Below are 15,235 nucleotides of genomic sequence, written 5' to 3' on the forward strand. Positions count from 1 at the left end.
CGTATGTTTGGTCTTGATGCCTTTATGTTGGCCCGTATCCAATTCGCGTTTACGGTGTCTTTTCACATTATCTTTCCTGCAATTACTATCGGCCTTGCCTGCTACCTTGCGGTGCTTGAGGGGCTATGGCTTAAAACTCGCGAGCAGGAGTACAAAACCCTCTACCTTTTCTGGTCGAAAATTTTTGCGGTCAACTTCGGGATGGGCGTGGTGTCTGGGTTGGTGATGGCATACCAATTTGGGACCAACTGGAGTGGCTTTTCTGAGTTTGCGGGCAGTATCACTGGCCCGTTGCTGACTTATGAGGTACTTACGGCGTTCTTTTTAGAAGCCGGATTTCTCGGGGTCATGCTGTTTGGTTGGCAACGTGTCGGTGATCGCTTGCACTTTTTCGCTACGTCCATGGTCGCGTTGGGCACCGTGATCTCTGCCTTTTGGATTTTAGCCTCCAACAGTTGGATGCACACGCCACAAGGGCATGAAGTGGTCAGTGGTCAAGTGGTGCCTGTGGATTGGTTAGCGGTGGTGTTCAATCCCTCTTTCCCTTATCGCTTAGCGCACATGGTAGTCGCGGCGTTTTTATCCAGTGCCTTATTTGTTGGTGCGTCGGCGGCGTGGCATCTGCTCCAAGGGCAGCGCAGCCCAGCCGTGAAGCGGATGTTTTCGATGTCGATGTGGATGCTGTTATTCACCGCGCCCATTCAAGCGTTTATTGGTGATTTACATGGCCTAAACACCTTGGAATATCAACCTGCCAAAATAGCAGCGATGGAAGGGCATTGGGACAACAGCCATGGCGAGCCCACGCCGCTTATTTTATTTGGCTTTCCGGACATGGAGGCGGAAACCACCCGCTACAAAGTAGAGATCCCCTATTTGGGGAGTCTGATCTTAAAACACAGTCTGACCGAGCAAATTCCAGCCCTAAACGAATTTGCTGCGGAAGACAGACCCAATTCGCCTGTGGTTTTCTGGTCGTTCCGCCTGATGGTGGGCTTAGGGCTATTGATGATCACACTTGGACTAGTGGCGGCGTGGCAGCGCTATAAAGGACGCCTGTTTGAACACCAAGGGCTGCTCCGTTTTGCTTTGTATATGGGGCCGGCGGGGTTGGTTGCGATTCTTGCTGGCTGGGTAACCACTGAGGTAGGGCGCCAGCCTTGGGTAGTGCATGGCCTTTTACGCACCCAAGATGCGGTGTCTGCCCACGGTGACTTGCACATGAGTATTAGCTTGATCAGTTTCTTTGTGGTGTACGGCTTGGTCTTTGGGTTGGGGTACATCTATATGATCCATCAAATTAAATTAGGTCCGGATCAGCATGATGATACACCGCATGAACCGTTAACTGTCTCTGGCCGTGTGTAAGGGGGAAACATGGATTTAGCAATGATTTGGTTTGGCATCATCGTGTTTGCCACTTTAATGTACATCGTGATGGACGGATTTGACTTGGGGATCGGAATCCTGATGCCGTTTATCACTGAACGCGAAGAGCGCGACTTGATGGTTAACAGTGTCGCCCCAGTATGGGATGGCAATGAAACTTGGTTAGTCCTTGGAGGGGCGGCATTATTTGGTGCTTTTCCCTTGGCATATGCCGTGATTGTCGATGCGTTAACAATTCCGCTTACTTTGATGTTGGTGGCGCTTATTTTTCGTGGTGTGGCGTTTGAGTTCCGTTTCAAAGCGTTGCCCGGGCATCATGGCTTTTGGGATACCGCCTTTATGGCAGGGTCTATTTTTGCCACCTTTTTTCAAGGGGTGACTGTGGGTGCGGTGATTGAAGGCTTTCCTGTCGAGGGCCGCGCTTTTGCTGGTGGCGGGCTCGATTGGTTGGCACCGTTTCCTCTCTTTTGCGGAATAGGACTGATCATTGCGTACGGTTTACTGGGGGCCACTTGGCTGATCATGAAAACGGAGCATGCGTTGCAAATGCGTATGTACCACCTGAGTCGTCGACTTGTCGTGTTGATGGCGGTAAGTATCGCGATAGTCAGTATTTGGACGCCATTCGCGTATCCGGGAATTGCCGACCGTTGGTTTAGTATGCCAAACTTGCTCATTCTCTCTCCGGTTCCATTATTGACCGCTTTTTGTTTGCTCCGGCTCTGGCGTGCCCGTCCTGATCAGGCTCACCACCGTCCATTTATTATGGCGTTGTGTGTCACCTTGCTCGGATTTATTGGCCTCGGCATCAGCATTTGGCCACATATCATTCCACCCAACATCACAATTTGGCAGGCGGCCTCACCACAGCAAAGCTTGCAATTTATGCTGATTGGCTCGGTGTTTATCATCCCGGTTATTTTGATGTACACCTATTGGAGTTACCGTGTCTTTAGTGGCAAAGTGAATCCGGATGAGGCCTATCACTGATGGCTGGTATGACAAAACCGACTTGGCAGCGTTGGCTTTGGTTAATCACGATCTGGGGAGCCAGTGTAGCGGCATTGGGGGTTGTCTCTTGGCTGTTTAGGCTTTTGATGCATGCTGCGGGCTTGCAAAGCTAATCGCCTTTCGCCTGCTATTGTGTAAGAAATCAGTGATAAGGCTCTCAAGCTGATGATAAAGCGGTCGGATGTCTTATCGTTGAAATAGTACTGGCTGGAGCCTCGTTCTATGATACACGCGAACACTTTTTAACTAAAACAGGGTTACGTATGGAATGGTATTTAAAAGTGCTGCGTAATTATGCCACTTTTTCAGGGCACGCCCACCGTCGCGAGTATTGGATGTTCTTTCTGATTAACTTTTGTATCTCGTTGGCGCTTAACATTGTCGCTGAAGCAACGGGATTAGTGTTGCTGAGCATTGTGTATTCATTGGCGGTACTACTGCCAACCTTAGCGGTGACATCAAGACGTTTGCATGATACCGGGCGCTCAGCATGGTGGTTGCTCATCTCACTGATCCCTATTATCGGAATGCTTGTATTGCTGGTGCTTTGCGCGTTGGAAGGGGATCAAAATAGCAACCAATACGGTTCTAACCCCCAGCTTGCGGAAGGTGTTTAGCACGATGGAGTGACTTGCTTGCATGAGAACGGCTGTTACGACAAACACCGAGTTTGATGACAGTCGATAGCCTGCTCATGGCGAGTGATTCGGTTTTTAAGCATTCCTCTTTCCAACTTAGGTGCTACATGATTACACTCGAGCCCTACCAATTAGTTGACGCTAGTTTTTCTCCGTGGCGTCCTATTTATTTAGACGTTGCTCAAGCCCTGTCTGATCGTATCTCGACACCTGATATTGAGGTACTGCATTTTGGCTCCACGTCAGCCAAAGTAGGAGGCAAGGGGGTTATTGACTTATCCATTCTCTATCGTTCTGGCGAACGCGATCATGCTGTTGCTCATCTCTATGCACTCGGTTTTCAAGATCAGCACAGTGATCAGCCTTTTCCCGAACACCGTCCTCGCAAAGATGCCTCTGTAACCTATCAAGGTGAGCGGTTTCTGATCCATGCTCACGTGATTGAAAAAAACAGTGAAGAGCATCGTCGCCAAATGGCGTACAAACAGTATTTGCTTAGTAACCCTGAAGTGCGTACTGAATACGAAAACAAAAAGCGCGCCATACTCGCTCAAGGTGTGCGTGATCAAGATGTTTACGTTAAGCACAAAGCTCCTTTTGTAAAGGGGGTTTTGGCGGAACTTTAAAGGCGCATGTGCAGCATGATTCACCTCTATCGTTCTGCCTGCTTTTCAACCATCTGAATCAAAAAGAATAAAAGGGCTATTGACCTCGGGTTAAATTTCATTAAAGTACAGTCTCGTTCGCAGCGCAGTCTGCGGACCATGGTGCTACCACGCATAACTGCGTTGCCCTGGTGGTGGAATTGGTAGACACAAGGGATTTAAAATCCCTCGGCGTTCGCGCTGTGCCGGTTCAAGTCCGGCCCGGGGCACCATAGCACTTTCATAATCCCTATCTGTCTTCTATCTCGAGTAAAATAGTCTCATTCTGTCGCGCCTCAAACACAGAGAGCTTGGCGTTTTCTGATACGCAGTAGATCGCTACGAATAATTGCATAATCGCCGATAGTTTAAGGATGCTGACAAGTGGTAATAGCGCTTTGTGTCTTTGCCGCGCTCCGGTAGGATAGCGTGAGGAGGGCGGCATGAATCTAACCCAAATTGATGCGTTTTGTGCAGTCGCAGAGACTGGCTCAGTGTCTGAAGCTGCACGTCAGCTGGATGTGAATCGTTCACGATTGAGTATGGCGATTAAAGCGCTCGAGCAATCACTTAACGCTGAATTGTTCTATCGCACCGGTAACCGTCTGACACTGTCGGAAATCGGCAAAGCCGTTTACAAAGATTTCGAGAGTATATCGGTCACCGCGGCCCGCATTCGTCGCACGTGCGAGCAAGCGAACGCGGGCTTTAATGCCGAAGTGTGGATCGCGCGTGATGATGCGATCCCCGATCAACTTTGGCAGGACTGGGCGCACCAGCTAAACAAGCGCTTTACGGCGACGTCCTTCAACCTCGTATTGGCGTCGAGCGGTGATCTGGCCAATTTGGTTGAAACGCAACAAGTCGATTTTGCCTTTGGAGTAGACTACGAACGGATTGACGATCCGCGCATCAACTATCAGCCGCTAGGTAAAATCCGCATGATGTCGGTGTGCAACAGTGAGCATCCGTTGAGCCGGCTGCGTCGGGTCAGTGATGACCAACTACGTAATGCCATGCAAGCGGTGATGGTCTATCTCAATGAAAAAGACAATCCTGAGCTTCAACCTTTCTCACGCCGCTACATTGGCTTTTCGAGCTTTGAATATATGCTCAATACCATCTTACAAGAAGAAGCGTGGGGCGTGTTGCCTGAGCCGCTTATCCGGCAATACTGACGAGAACAGCGCTTAGCAGTGATCAAACATACCTATGGTTTGACCCAAGAAGACTATTGTCTATTCACCGCCTCAGGGATGGCCGAGCATCCTGGGATCCAATGGCTGAGTGATAGCATTACCAACTACTTGTTTGATTTTTAAGTACGTGGCTTGATAAGTGGTTTTTCAAGACGTTGCGATATAGGTTAAGCAAATCTTAACCTAGGTTAAAAAGTTTAAGATTTTCTGAACACCCACCGAGCGCTACAATGCTGTCACTGATTTTTACTGAGCATCATTATGACCGCATACATGCGTTATCTTCCTTTTTCATTGGCTGTGTTAGCTTGTTTAACCCCTTGGGTAAGTTCGCCGATCGCTCTGGTGCTAGGCTTTTTGTTAACCTCCTTGGGCTGGGTGCCAAGCGCAATCTCCCTCACCAAAATTACCAAAAAATTGCTGGCCTATTCGATTGTGGGTCTAGGGTTTGGCATCCCGCTACAAGAGGCGCTCGCCGTGACAGGCGATGGAATAGGGCTGATTATTGCCACCATTGCAGGCACGTTGGTCTTTGGCACACTGCTGGCCAAACTGATGGGGCTGGATAAAAAGACCGGTCACCTGATTGCCTCAGGCACTGCGATTTGTGGCGGCAGTGCAATCGCAGCCGTCTCGCCCGCTATCAACGCGGATGATAGAGAAATTGGTCTGGCGTTAGGCACGGTGTTTGTGTTGAATTCATTGGCGCTGTTTGTGTTTCCCATGGTCGGGCATGCGCTAGGACTCGATCAGCATACGTTTGGAACTTGGGCGGCGATCGCGATTCATGATACGTCATCGGTGGTGGGCGCGGCGTCCGCTTATGGTGAGCAAGCACTAACCACCGCTACCACCCTCAAACTTGCGCGCGCATTATGGATTGTACCTGTGGCGTTTGTCAGCGCACTCATGTTTCGCAGTCACGCTAAAAAAATCACAATTCCGTACTTTATCGTTTTTTATTGTCTGGCGATTGGTATCAGTGATGTCTTTGTCCAAGCGCAACCTATCTATGAGGTGATTTTCGCCATCTCAAAGCAAGTATTAGTAGTGTGTTTATTTTTAATCGGCTGCAGTATTTCTGTCACCCAGCTACGCACGGCAGGCCCTAAGCCTTTACTGTTTGGTGTTGCGCTGTGGGTGATTATCTCCTGTACGTCGCTAACGTGGCTGCTGCTAGCTGCTTAGTCTCCATCGTTGCCTCAGGTTCACTCATGCGACGTGTCCTGAGGTAAACGTAATACCGCGATCAACAGAAACGCACTGAGTGCCGCACCAAACTGCCACCATCCTGTGCTGGTCATCGCGAGGAAAAGCTGCAAGCTAATTGCCGCGAGTAACACGCCTTTTCTCATCGTCTTAGTCCATAAAGAATCTAAATGTAGATTTAGTATGCGCAAAAGTTATATGCAAGCAAAATGCGATTTAGCGCTATCTCATAACTAAAACTTGTTTATAACGCTCACCGTCAAAAAAATTGACAGAAAGATTAATTAATAAGCAATTGAAAATAAAAATCTTTTTGTTCATTCCTAATAGAAAAATGAAAATGCCAGCAAGTTCGTGTTTGTAAAGCGGCGCAGTAGCACCAAGAATATGTGCGTGTTTTCTACTTTTGGTGTTTTATGTCTCCTCAAAACGTGATCAATGAAAAGTCAGTATTAGTGTTTTCAGCCCTTCTCGCATTGGGGTTTGCCATCGCCGGCCTTGCCGTTGGATGGATTGCTGGCTCTTTAGTGATTATGTTCGACGGTATCTACTCCTTGATTAGTCTAGTGTTAACTTTGTTGTCACTGGGAACGTCATGGTATATCCACTCGCGTTACGCAAGGCCGATCACACGTGCGCTGCTGACACCGCTTGTTGTCGCCATTAAAGGCGCCGTGATTATGCTGCTTGTGAGTTATTCTCTGTATGAAGCGGTCTCTTCCTTGGTCGAAGGCGGACGTGCGGTTAACCCGTCATTGGCGGTACTGTTTGGTATTGTCAACGTGGTGGGTTGCGGTTACGGATGGTGGATGATTGCACGTAAAAACCGGGCAGGGCAAAGCCAGTTGGTGGAGGCGGAATCGCGCCAGTGGCAAATGGATACCTTACTAAGTCTCTCGGTCACCTTGGGCTTTTTAGGCGCTTGGCTAGTCGCGCATTCACCTTGGTCGGATTACGCGGTTTATGCGGATCCTATGATGATGGTGTTGATGTCGTTTTTCTTTATCAAAGTGCCATTTGTCATGGTGCGTAACGCGTTAAAAGAGCTCGCGCCTGTCACAGTGAAGTGGTATCGCACCCGCTCAGTGGCGTAATCAGAACTCGCCGCAACGCGGACCTAGCCAAACGATCCTATACCCTTGCAGGGGCCAGCATATACTGAGTCGGCGTTTAGCCGCCTTATTGATATTATCTTATGCACTATAACTTTTTATATTGGCATTTATATCAACTTAAATACTGTGGCCAGTTTCAACGTTATGTGAAGAGATACTTTTTGTTCTTTATGCTCGTCTATTGAGGTGTTGGCAGCAGAACCTCGCGACGGCGCTTACACTGAAAGGTAACCATAGCGCTGCGATAGAGAAAGAATGTTGCATATAGCGAAAGCGGAGTTAAATGATCTAGACGCCCTCACCGTGTTATTCGACCAATACCAGCGCTGGCTCGCGATTCGTCCGCCGCTCAGTCAAACAAGGGCGTTTACCGAGCAACGGTTGTGTGAGCAAGACACGTGTATACTGACCGCTTCTCGCCAATCCTCCATGGTGGGATTTGTCCACCTAACGCCTTTGTATTCGCTCGCGAGGGCGCGCCGTGGCTTAATTATTAACGATTTGTACGTGCAGCCAGACTCACGGCGACAAGGTATCGCACGGGCATTAGTCTCGCACGCTCTCAAGGAGGCTCGTGCCCGCCAAGCCGCTTGCTTACTGCTACAAACCCATCAGAGCAACCATGCCGCTCATCATCTTTTTGAATCTTTTGGTTTTATTTGCGACGTTAGCCAGTACTATTTTCTGGACGTGATCGATTAACGGGTGACGAAAGAAGTAGCGAATGGCGTACGATTTTGTGGTCGTTGGGGGCGGTATCGTCAGCGTTGCCACCGCTTGGCAGTTGCAACAGCGGTATCCAAAAAAATGTCAGACTATCAGTACGCCACACAGCGATTAATCGGCGGAGTATTGTGACTGTCTCGTCCAGATGATTTAATGGTGAGAGGTAAAATATCAAGGACGACAATATGTTACTGCCACCATCTCTTAAAAAAGGCGAGACAATTGGCTTTTTCTCGCCATCATCACCTGCCACCGTATTTGCGCCGCAACGATTTGAACGCGCGATGGACTATGTCAAAGCACAAGGCTTTGATCTGAAGGCGGGGGCATTGACAGGGCAATCGGATCACTATCGCTCAGGCTCGATCAAGGCGCGTGCGGAAGAGCTCAACCAGCTGATCCGTGATCCAAATGTGCGCTGCATCATGTCGACGATTGGTGGAATGAACAGCAATGCTTTACTTCCCTACATCGATTATGCCGCTTTGGCTGATGATCCCAAGATTATCGTGGGGTATTCGGACCTCACTGCCTTACTACTCGGTATCTATGCCAAAACGGGATTAATCACCTTTTATGGACCAGCCTTAGTAGCGTCTTTAGGGGAGTTCCCGCCACTGGTCGATGAAACCTTTGACGCGTTTCGAGCAGTAACAACTGAGCATGTAACGCTGCCGATGACCTATAAGATGCCTGCCCAATGGACGGATGTCATGATCGATTGGGGCGAACAGACAGACGCAAAACCGAGCTATGAGAATGCATGGCAATTTATGGGTAAAGGTCAGGTAAATGGGCGCATTATCGGTGGCAACCTCAATACGCTGAATGGGATCTGGGGAACGCCTTATATGCCAGCGATTGAAACAGGCGATATTCTGCTGATTGAGGACTCTTTGTTGGATATTGCCACGGTTGAGCGCTCACTCGCACACCTAAAACTGGCCGGAGTGTTTGATACGGTAGGCGCGGTGTTACTTGGTAAACACGAGCTGTTTGATGACAAAGGAACGGGACGTTCAACCTATGACGTTCTTGAAGAAATACTCGATGGCCAGCCGCTCGCTGTGGTTGATGGTTTTGATAGTTGCCATACGCATCCGATGTTAACCATACCTTTGGGGGCTCAAGCCTGTATTGATTTTGATGCCCAGACGGTCTCACTCTCGCAACCTTGGTTGGCGGGTGAGCACGCTGGGCAATGAGCTTGGATCAGTAAGCCACACCGATACGTTGGCGACGGTGGGCGCCACTTTCCAGTTCGTCGATCATCGCGATGGCATAGTCAGCAACGCTGATTTTGCTGTCACCATGGTCATCGGTAAGCAAGGTATCCGCGCCAACGCGATAGCGGCCTATTTTGTCGCCCGGGAAAATCTCTGCGGCAGGGCTGACGAACGTCCAATCTAAAGTATGGGCGTGCTTACGGAATACCTTCAAAGCGTCGCCTTGAGCGAGCGCTTCTGCTTTATAAGCGTTAGGGAAGTCGGGCAGGCTGACCAGCTCGACTCCAGGTGAAACTTCTAGTGAGCCAGCACCGCCGACCCAGAGTAAACGTTTGACGTTAGCGGCGGGTAATTCGTCAATTAAGCGCTTAGCGCTGTTTGCCACCATCTCATGGTTGCCTGCAGCGCGCCCGCCCACGGCGGCAATGACTGCGTCAGCGTCAGCAACGGCCTGTTGTACAGAGTGATGGTTATCCAGCAAGTCGAATTGACGCACCTCGACATCGTCGCGGGTCACTTTTTCTGGCTGACGGACAAGAGCGATAACCTCATGCCCACGATGACGCGCTTCTTCGACGATTTGGCTACCGATCCAGCCTGTTGCACCAATAATTGCGATTTTCATATTGTCTTCCTCATGCTGTGATTGCTTGGATGGATGTAGCTTATTAGCTTTCATTTATTGGATAAATAATCATAATAGATACAGTTTGTATCAATTAAAGAGACAATATGGATAGGCTAACGGCAATACGTAGTTTTGTAGAGGTGGCCAATTGCAAAAGCTTTACGCGGGCGGCCGAACAACTCGGGCTAACGCGTTTGCAGGTTTCAAGGCATGTGCAAGAGGTCGAGCAATGGCTTGCACAGCGTCTGTTGCATCGGACAACGCGTAAAGTCAGCTTAACGTATGCCGGTGAGCAAGCCTATGGTCATTGCCAGCGTATTTTGGACGAAGCGGCGGCGTTAACGTTGACGACTGGACGATTACACGGCGCCTTAACCGGTCGTATTCGAGTCGCTGCGCCAATCGGGTTAGCGCAAGGGATCCTTGTTGCTCCAGTAACGCAATTTACCGATGCGCATCCAGAGGTCGTCATTGAAGTGATTGCCTCCGACCAATTTACGCCCTTAGTGGATGAGCGGGTCGATATTGCGCTGCGCTTCACACCTCAGCCGGATGAACATTTAATTGCCCGCAAACTCATGGCCATCGATTCTATAGTGTGTGCGTCACCGGCATATATAGCCCACGCGTCGCAGCCTAATCACCCGAGCGATCTCAGTGATCACCCGTGCTTAATTCATGTCAGCGGTGATCATTGGCAGTTTATTAAAGACAGTCGCCGAGAAGAGGTAAGAGTGAGTGGGCCGATTCACGCCAACGACTTAGGCACTTTGGTCAACGCGGCGCGAATGGGAAAAGGGATTGTCCGTGTGCCATGTGATTTAGCCAATCCCTATGTAGCGCAAGGGGAATTAATACCTTTGCTGACCGATTACCGCTTACCGCCCAGCGCACTGTGGGCGGTCTATTTATCGCGTAGTTATCAACAACCTGTCGTGCGCCACTTTATCGATCACTTGGCAAACTGCTGGCAGCATGATATCCAAGCTCCCATTGATGGGTCAGATGCAGCGCATCAATAAAGGCATCATCATGGCTGACCAATATATAGGCACCTTGATAATGATTAAGCGCGTCGACCAGTGCGTGTTTGGCTGAAATGTCGAGGTGATTGTCCGGCTCATCCAACAGTAACAGTGGCTGGGCGTGTTGGTGAGATACCGCTAACATCGCCACTTTCATCTTCTCGCCACCGCTTAAACTATCAATCGTTTGATAAACGCGGTCGCCACGTAACCCTAAGCTAGCAAGGCAGGTTCGAGCATCCGACTCTGACAAGTCGCTATGATGGCGCAAACAAGATAGCAGTGGTTGTTTGGGATCCAGTAGTGAGAAGTGTTGATCTAGGTACACACAGTCACCGACAACGTCAATTGAGCCGCTAGCAGGCGCGTGATGTCCCATTAACGTCCGCAGTAACGTGGATTTTCCTACCCCATTTTGCCCTGTTAGTAGCCAATGCTCTCCCGCGTAGACAGACCAATCAAGTGGTTCAGTGTGTCCGAATGGCAACTGACACTGGCTAGCCTTTATCAGCCGTCGCCGTTTCATTGGCTCTGAGTGATGCATATACAGCGTTGGATTGTTTTCCGGAAGCTGCGTATCCAGCGCGTCGAGTTGCTTTTGGTAACGCTTAAATTGCTGAGAAAATTGTGTTTTCGCTCGAGACTTAGCGTCTTGCGCACTTTCTTTTTGACCATCTAGAATCAACTTTGCCTGACTTGATTTCTTACGTAACTGTTTGCCTTTTGCTTCGCGCTTCTGTGCCTTTTCAGCGCTTTTCTGCTGTTGACGTAACACCTGTTTGTGCTGTTTATTCAGGTGCGTACGTTTCGCGATGAGTGCTTCCTGTTCTTGCCGTTGCGTGCGAATGAAGTCGTCATAGTTGCCCGTGTATTTTGCGATACCTTGTGGTGTTAGTGCATAGATAGCTCGCATATGGCGAAGTAACTGTTGGTCGTGACTCACTGTGATCACTAAGCCTAGATAGCTTTCGATCCAGCTTACGAGCTTATGACGTGCAGCGCGATCTAGATGATTACTCGGTTCATCGAGTAATACGATATGCGCTTGGGAGTGAAAGACGCGATATAAACTCAATAAGGTCAATTGGCCACCACTAAGCACATGCAAAGGCGCTGACAAAGAGGCATCAATACCTAACCGGGTCAGTGTTGCCTGATAGCGTTCGGCGATATCCCAGTCATCATTTACTCGCTCGTAATGCGCTGGGTCGACGCTTCCAGCTTGAATGGCCGCCAACGCATGAAGCTGTTCGGCAATGCCCAGTACTTCAGCCAATGTTTGTGCCTTTGGCGCGGTAATATGTTGCGACAAGTAAGCAATATCACCATCGCGTTGTACATGACCTGAATAAGAGATCCCTTGCGCGGATGGCAACGTTTGACCTGCCAATAAAGTGAGGAGTAGTGATTTACCGGTGCCATTGTCACCCACAAGGCCAATGGGGCCGTGCTCAAAGGTGATAGAGACAGGTTCAAACAATACTCGCCCATCGGGCAGCGTCACACTGAGATCGTGTGTAATAAGGTAAGGCATAAGGCCTCCTTTATGTAAAGCAACACAAAGGGGCGGCGGTATGTGCTACACAGAAAACCTGCGTAGAGACAGTTTGGCAATAGAGAAAACATAAGCCCAGTGACCATGAATACCGACTAACCCCAAGATACCGAATATAAAAACGGTGTAATGAGTGTTAGTTGTTCATTGGCACAGACTCCGCTAAAGAAAGGAAATAAGACTATATAATAGGCGACTGGGCGTCTGCAACCCCAGCCGCTCGTGCACTACAACGCGAGTTTAGTGAGGTAGTGATGGCTTAACGTCAGTGAGCGTGCCAGTGGTTTGGGTAGGGTGTCGATTTCGAGGCTATCAAGCAGGTTTTTCACATGCAGCCCAAGTTCGGTATCACCACTGATACTGAGTTGGCGCTGGAAAAACAGCGTATCCGGATCGCAATAGTGAGTCGCCATTTTCAAAAACGCTAACCAATCTCCCTCGATACTGGCGTCTTCCTCCCCAGACAAGCGCACCAATAATTGGTTGTCTTCGTTCAGCGACACGAACCAATTGGCGTTGAGATCGCGCAAACCAATGCGAATGGTACGGCCAGCAAGAAAGTCGAACTCTTCCTCCGCCAGCGGCACGGCAAAAGCGGTATTCATCAATTTAGTCAACACCTGGGCCTGTAGCCCTTGTGGTAACTGAGTGATCGCTTTTAGGCCTGGTGTAATCAGATTGGGCTGAGGCAGTGGCAGAGCAAGGGGTTGTTGTGTGATTGGGTTAACGAGCATTTGGCTTTCCTTTGGTGCCAATGGTTGAGTGCCACTAGAGTAGCGAGGTTGGAGGCGCTGCCATTGGATCCGAGTCAAAAATGAGGAGGATTTTTGTGCCAACAGCGTCATTTATCGCGATTTTTATCCTCATGGGGAAGGGAGCTTGATACACATCAACCCCCCACATGGGCAACGCCCTTATCTTAGCCGGACAATCATAAAATGGAATGCAATGTTATGGAGCTCCTTTGTCCGGCGGGCAATATTCCGGCGGTTAAAAAAGCGATCGAACATGGCGCCGATGCGGTGTATGTCGGCTTAAAAGATGATACCAATGCGCGCCATTTTGCGGGGCTGAACTTCACCGATAGCAAATTGCAGCGCGCCAGTCAGTATGTACATGACCACGGCAAAGACTTGCACGTTGCCATTAATACCTTTGCCCATCCTGATGGTTGGCGCCGTTGGCAATATGCGATTGATAGCGCCGCCGGAAATGGCGCTGATGCGCTGATCCTCGCTGACATGGCCTGTTTAGATTACGCCGCCAGCACCTATCCCGATTTGGATATACACCTTTCTGTTCAAGCATCCGCCACTAACGCTGGGGCGATCCGCTTCTATCAGCAGCAATATGGCGTTAAACGGGTGGTATTGCCGCGGGTGCTCTCTATTCATCAGGTTAAACAACTGGCACGTGATACCGATGTCGATTTAGAGGTATTTGCCTTCGGCAGCCTGTGCATTATGGCCGAAGGGCGCTGCTATTTATCGTCTTATCTTACCGGCCAATCGCCCAATACCGTGGGCGCTTGCTCACCGGCGGCATTCGTGCGCTGGCAAGATACTGAGCAAGGGCTGGAGTCGCGCTTAAATGGCGTCTTGATTGACCGGTACCAAGCCGATGAAAAAGCGGGGTATCCCACCCTGTGCAAAGGCCGTTTCTGTGTCGATGGCAACCGCTATCACGCACTGGAAGAGCCCACCAGTTTGAACACCTTAAGTGTCCTGCCTGAGCTTTATCGCGCTGGGGTTAAATCGGTCAAAATCGAAGGCCGTCAGCGCAGCCCTGCGTATGTGGAACAAGTTGCACGGGTATGGCGTCAAGCGATTGATCGCTGTGTCGCAAACCCCGAGGCGTTTGATATTGCACCGGACTGGGCGCATTCGCTCGATAGTCTTTCTGAAGGGGTGCAAACCAGTTTGGGTGCTTACCATCGCAAGTGGCAATAAGGAATTATGATGCAATTTTCTCTCGGGCCAATCCTGTATTACTGGCCTAAGGCTGAGGTTGAAGCCTTTTATCAAGCGGCGGCAGACAGCCAAGCCGATGTGATTTATCTCGGTGAAACCGTCTGTGCCAAGCGGCGAGAGCTGAAAACCAAAGACTGGATCGGGCTCGCGCGTGAGCTGGCCGAGTCTGGTAAACAAGTGGTGCTTTCGACCATGGCGCTGATTGAAGCGCCCTCAGAGCTGACCATGCTGAAACGCTACTGTGACAATGATGATATTCGCATTGAAGCGAATGACGTGAGCGCAGTGCAGTTTTTAAGTGAGCGTCGGCAGCCCTTTGTGGTGGGGGCCGCCATCAATTGCTATAACCCGCAAACATTAAAACAATTTGTCGACCTGGGCATGACGCGCTGGGTGATGCCGGTGGAGCTGTCGCGCGACTGGTTGGTGAATATGTTAAACGGCTGCGATGCTCTCGGCATTCGCGATCAGTTTGAGGTAGAGGTCACTGGTTATGGCTACTTACCGTTGGCTTACTCGGCACGCTGCTTTACCGCGCGCTCAGAAAACCGTGCCAAAGATGACTGCGAGCTGTGCTGCCTCAACTACCCCAATGGACGGTTAACGGAATCCCAAGAGGGTCAAGCCGTATTTGTGCTGAACGGCATTCAAACCCAGTCTGGGCAGTGCACCAATCTCATTAACGATTTACCGTCGATGCAAGGGCTGGTGGATGTGGTGCGGTTAAGCCCACTGTCGCTTGACACCTTGCACTGGGTAGACAAATTCCGTGTTAACCAAGCAGGCAATAACCCGCAACCGCTCAACCACGATTGCAACGGCTATTGGCACCACTTGGCAGGCATGACACAAGTTCTAGGCTAACGCATAACAAAAACAGCCTGCATAGTCGGGTAGAGA

General features: G+C 49.9%; 15 protein-coding genes, 1 tRNA gene and 2 pseudogenes. 14 read left to right on the forward strand and 4 right to left on the reverse strand.

What is annotated here, in order from left to right:
* Positions 1-3 precede the first annotated feature (3 nt).
* The 8 genes and pseudogenes from FCN78_RS05460 (at position 4) to FCN78_RS05495 (ending at position 6,069) form a co-directional block, all read left to right on the forward strand.
* Positions 4-1,368, forward strand: coding sequence for a cytochrome ubiquinol oxidase subunit I (locus FCN78_RS05460; RefSeq protein ID WP_069362593.1), 1,365 nt, complete (start codon positions 4-6; stop codon positions 1,366-1,368).
* Positions 1,369-1,377: 9 nt separating this feature from the next.
* Complete coding sequence (gene cydB, locus FCN78_RS05465; protein WP_077522479.1) at positions 1,378-2,379, forward strand: cytochrome d ubiquinol oxidase subunit II; 1,002 nt, start codon at positions 1,378-1,380, stop codon at positions 2,377-2,379.
* Positions 2,380-2,387: 8 nt separating this feature from the next.
* Positions 2,388-2,513 carry a DUF2474 domain-containing protein gene (locus FCN78_RS05470; RefSeq protein WP_198533044.1) on the forward strand — a complete coding sequence of 42 codons (126 nt, stop codon included), beginning with the start codon at positions 2,388-2,390 and terminating at the stop codon, positions 2,511-2,513.
* Positions 2,514-2,663: 150 nt separating this feature from the next.
* Positions 2,664-3,017, forward strand: a complete 354-nt coding sequence (locus FCN78_RS05475; protein WP_077659504.1) for a DUF805 domain-containing protein — start codon at positions 2,664-2,666, stop codon at positions 3,015-3,017.
* 128 nt (positions 3,018-3,145) lie between these two features.
* Positions 3,146-3,664 carry a GrpB family protein gene (locus tag FCN78_RS05480; RefSeq protein WP_077649650.1) on the forward strand — a complete coding sequence of 173 codons (519 nt, stop codon included), beginning with the start codon at positions 3,146-3,148 and terminating at the stop codon, positions 3,662-3,664.
* A 164-nt stretch (positions 3,665-3,828) separates the two neighbouring features.
* Positions 3,829-3,915, forward strand: a tRNA-Leu gene (locus FCN78_RS05485).
* A gap of 210 nt (positions 3,916-4,125) precedes the next feature.
* Positions 4,126-5,004: pseudogene (locus FCN78_RS05490) on the forward strand (LysR family transcriptional regulator).
* 138 nt (positions 5,005-5,142) lie between these two features.
* A complete protein-coding gene (locus FCN78_RS05495; RefSeq protein ID WP_077659505.1) occupies positions 5,143-6,069 on the forward strand; it encodes a YeiH family protein in 927 nt (308 codons plus the stop codon).
* A gap of 20 nt (positions 6,070-6,089) precedes the next feature.
* Here the strand turns inward: FCN78_RS05495 and FCN78_RS15835 are convergent, their stop codons facing one another.
* Positions 6,090-6,236 (reverse strand): hypothetical protein, encoded by a 147-nt coding sequence (locus tag FCN78_RS15835; RefSeq protein WP_158014711.1) that lies wholly within the window; start codon positions 6,234-6,236, stop codon positions 6,090-6,092.
* 270 nt (positions 6,237-6,506) lie between these two features.
* Between FCN78_RS15835 and FCN78_RS05500 the strand changes: the two are divergent.
* The 3 genes and pseudogenes from FCN78_RS05500 to FCN78_RS05515 all read left to right on the forward strand — a co-directional run.
* Positions 6,507-7,139: pseudogene (locus tag FCN78_RS05500) on the forward strand (cation efflux transmembrane domain-containing protein); the annotation flags it as partial.
* A gap of 321 nt (positions 7,140-7,460) precedes the next feature.
* Entirely contained in the window at positions 7,461-7,907 is a 447-nt protein-coding gene (locus FCN78_RS05505; protein ID WP_077659506.1) for a GNAT family N-acetyltransferase, read from the forward strand.
* Between the two features lie 209 nt (positions 7,908-8,116).
* Positions 8,117-9,136 carry a S66 family peptidase gene (locus FCN78_RS05515; protein ID WP_077659507.1) on the forward strand — a complete coding sequence of 340 codons (1,020 nt, stop codon included), beginning with the start codon at positions 8,117-8,119 and terminating at the stop codon, positions 9,134-9,136.
* Between the two features lie 7 nt (positions 9,137-9,143).
* On the opposite strand, the gene FCN78_RS05520 is transcribed toward FCN78_RS05515, so the two are convergent.
* On the reverse strand, positions 9,144-9,782 hold the full coding sequence (locus FCN78_RS05520) for an NAD(P)-dependent oxidoreductase (protein WP_077659537.1): 639 nt from the start codon (positions 9,780-9,782) through the stop codon (positions 9,144-9,146).
* Between the two features lie 107 nt (positions 9,783-9,889).
* On the opposite strand from FCN78_RS05520, the gene FCN78_RS05525 reads away from it, so the two are divergent.
* Positions 9,890-10,807, forward strand: a complete 918-nt coding sequence (locus FCN78_RS05525; RefSeq protein ID WP_077659508.1) for a LysR family transcriptional regulator — start codon at positions 9,890-9,892, stop codon at positions 10,805-10,807.
* Here FCN78_RS05525 and FCN78_RS05530 read toward each other — a convergent pair.
* Together FCN78_RS05530 and ubiT are read right to left on the reverse strand one after the other, a co-directional pair.
* The gene (locus tag FCN78_RS05530; protein ID WP_077659509.1) at positions 10,731-12,344 is read right to left on the reverse strand and encodes an ABC-F family ATP-binding cassette domain-containing protein; all 1,614 of its coding nucleotides are present in this window, start codon (positions 12,342-12,344) and stop codon (positions 10,731-10,733) included. The two genes, FCN78_RS05525 and FCN78_RS05530, sit on opposite strands and share 77 nt — an antisense overlap.
* A 248-nt stretch (positions 12,345-12,592) precedes the next feature.
* A complete protein-coding gene (gene ubiT / locus FCN78_RS05535) occupies positions 12,593-13,099 on the reverse strand; it encodes a ubiquinone anaerobic biosynthesis accessory factor UbiT (protein ID WP_158009969.1) in 507 nt (168 codons plus the stop codon).
* Positions 13,100-13,318: 219 nt separating this feature from the next.
* On the opposite strand from ubiT, the gene ubiU reads away from it, so the two are divergent.
* Together ubiU and FCN78_RS05545 are read left to right on the forward strand one after the other, a co-directional pair.
* Positions 13,319-14,314, forward strand: coding sequence for a ubiquinone anaerobic biosynthesis protein UbiU (ubiU, locus tag FCN78_RS05540; RefSeq protein WP_077522499.1), 996 nt, complete (start codon positions 13,319-13,321; stop codon positions 14,312-14,314).
* Positions 14,315-14,323: 9 nt separating this feature from the next.
* Positions 14,324-15,199, forward strand: a complete 876-nt coding sequence (locus FCN78_RS05545) for a U32 family peptidase (RefSeq protein WP_077659510.1) — start codon at positions 14,324-14,326, stop codon at positions 15,197-15,199.
* Positions 15,200-15,235: the final 36 nt, after the last annotated feature.

This window comes from Salinivibrio kushneri, from assembly GCF_005280275.1.
In the GTDB taxonomy this organism is placed as follows: Bacteria; Pseudomonadota; Gammaproteobacteria; order Enterobacterales; family Vibrionaceae; genus Salinivibrio; species Salinivibrio kushneri.

Coding starts and splice junctions, on each gene's coding strand:
- ubiU (WP_077522499.1), top strand. CDS start 13,319: ATGGAGCTCCTTTGTCCGGCGGGCAATATTCCGGCGGTTAAAAAAGCG.
- FCN78_RS05520 (WP_077659537.1), bottom strand. CDS start 9,782: ATGAAAATCGCAATTATTGGTGCAACAGGCTGGATCGGTAGCCAAATC.
- FCN78_RS05530 (WP_077659509.1), bottom strand. CDS start 12,344: ATGCCTTACCTTATTACACACGATCTCAGTGTGACGCTGCCCGATGGG.
- FCN78_RS05470 (WP_198533044.1), top strand. CDS start 2,388: ATGACAAAACCGACTTGGCAGCGTTGGCTTTGGTTAATCACGATCTGG.
- FCN78_RS05505 (WP_077659506.1), top strand. CDS start 7,461: ATGTTGCATATAGCGAAAGCGGAGTTAAATGATCTAGACGCCCTCACC.
- cydB (WP_077522479.1), top strand. CDS start 1,378: ATGGATTTAGCAATGATTTGGTTTGGCATCATCGTGTTTGCCACTTTA.
- FCN78_RS05515 (WP_077659507.1), top strand. CDS start 8,117: ATGTTACTGCCACCATCTCTTAAAAAAGGCGAGACAATTGGCTTTTTC.
- FCN78_RS05475 (WP_077659504.1), top strand. CDS start 2,664: ATGGAATGGTATTTAAAAGTGCTGCGTAATTATGCCACTTTTTCAGGG.
- FCN78_RS05480 (WP_077649650.1), top strand. CDS start 3,146: ATGATTACACTCGAGCCCTACCAATTAGTTGACGCTAGTTTTTCTCCG.
- ubiT (WP_158009969.1), bottom strand. CDS start 13,099: ATGCTCGTTAACCCAATCACACAACAACCCCTTGCTCTGCCACTGCCT.
- FCN78_RS05545 (WP_077659510.1), top strand. CDS start 14,324: ATGCAATTTTCTCTCGGGCCAATCCTGTATTACTGGCCTAAGGCTGAG.
- FCN78_RS05460 (WP_069362593.1), top strand. CDS start 4: ATGTTTGGTCTTGATGCCTTTATGTTGGCCCGTATCCAATTCGCGTTT.
- FCN78_RS05495 (WP_077659505.1), top strand. CDS start 5,143: ATGACCGCATACATGCGTTATCTTCCTTTTTCATTGGCTGTGTTAGCT.
- FCN78_RS05525 (WP_077659508.1), top strand. CDS start 9,890: ATGGATAGGCTAACGGCAATACGTAGTTTTGTAGAGGTGGCCAATTGC.
- FCN78_RS15835 (WP_158014711.1), bottom strand. CDS start 6,236: ATGAGAAAAGGCGTGTTACTCGCGGCAATTAGCTTGCAGCTTTTCCTC.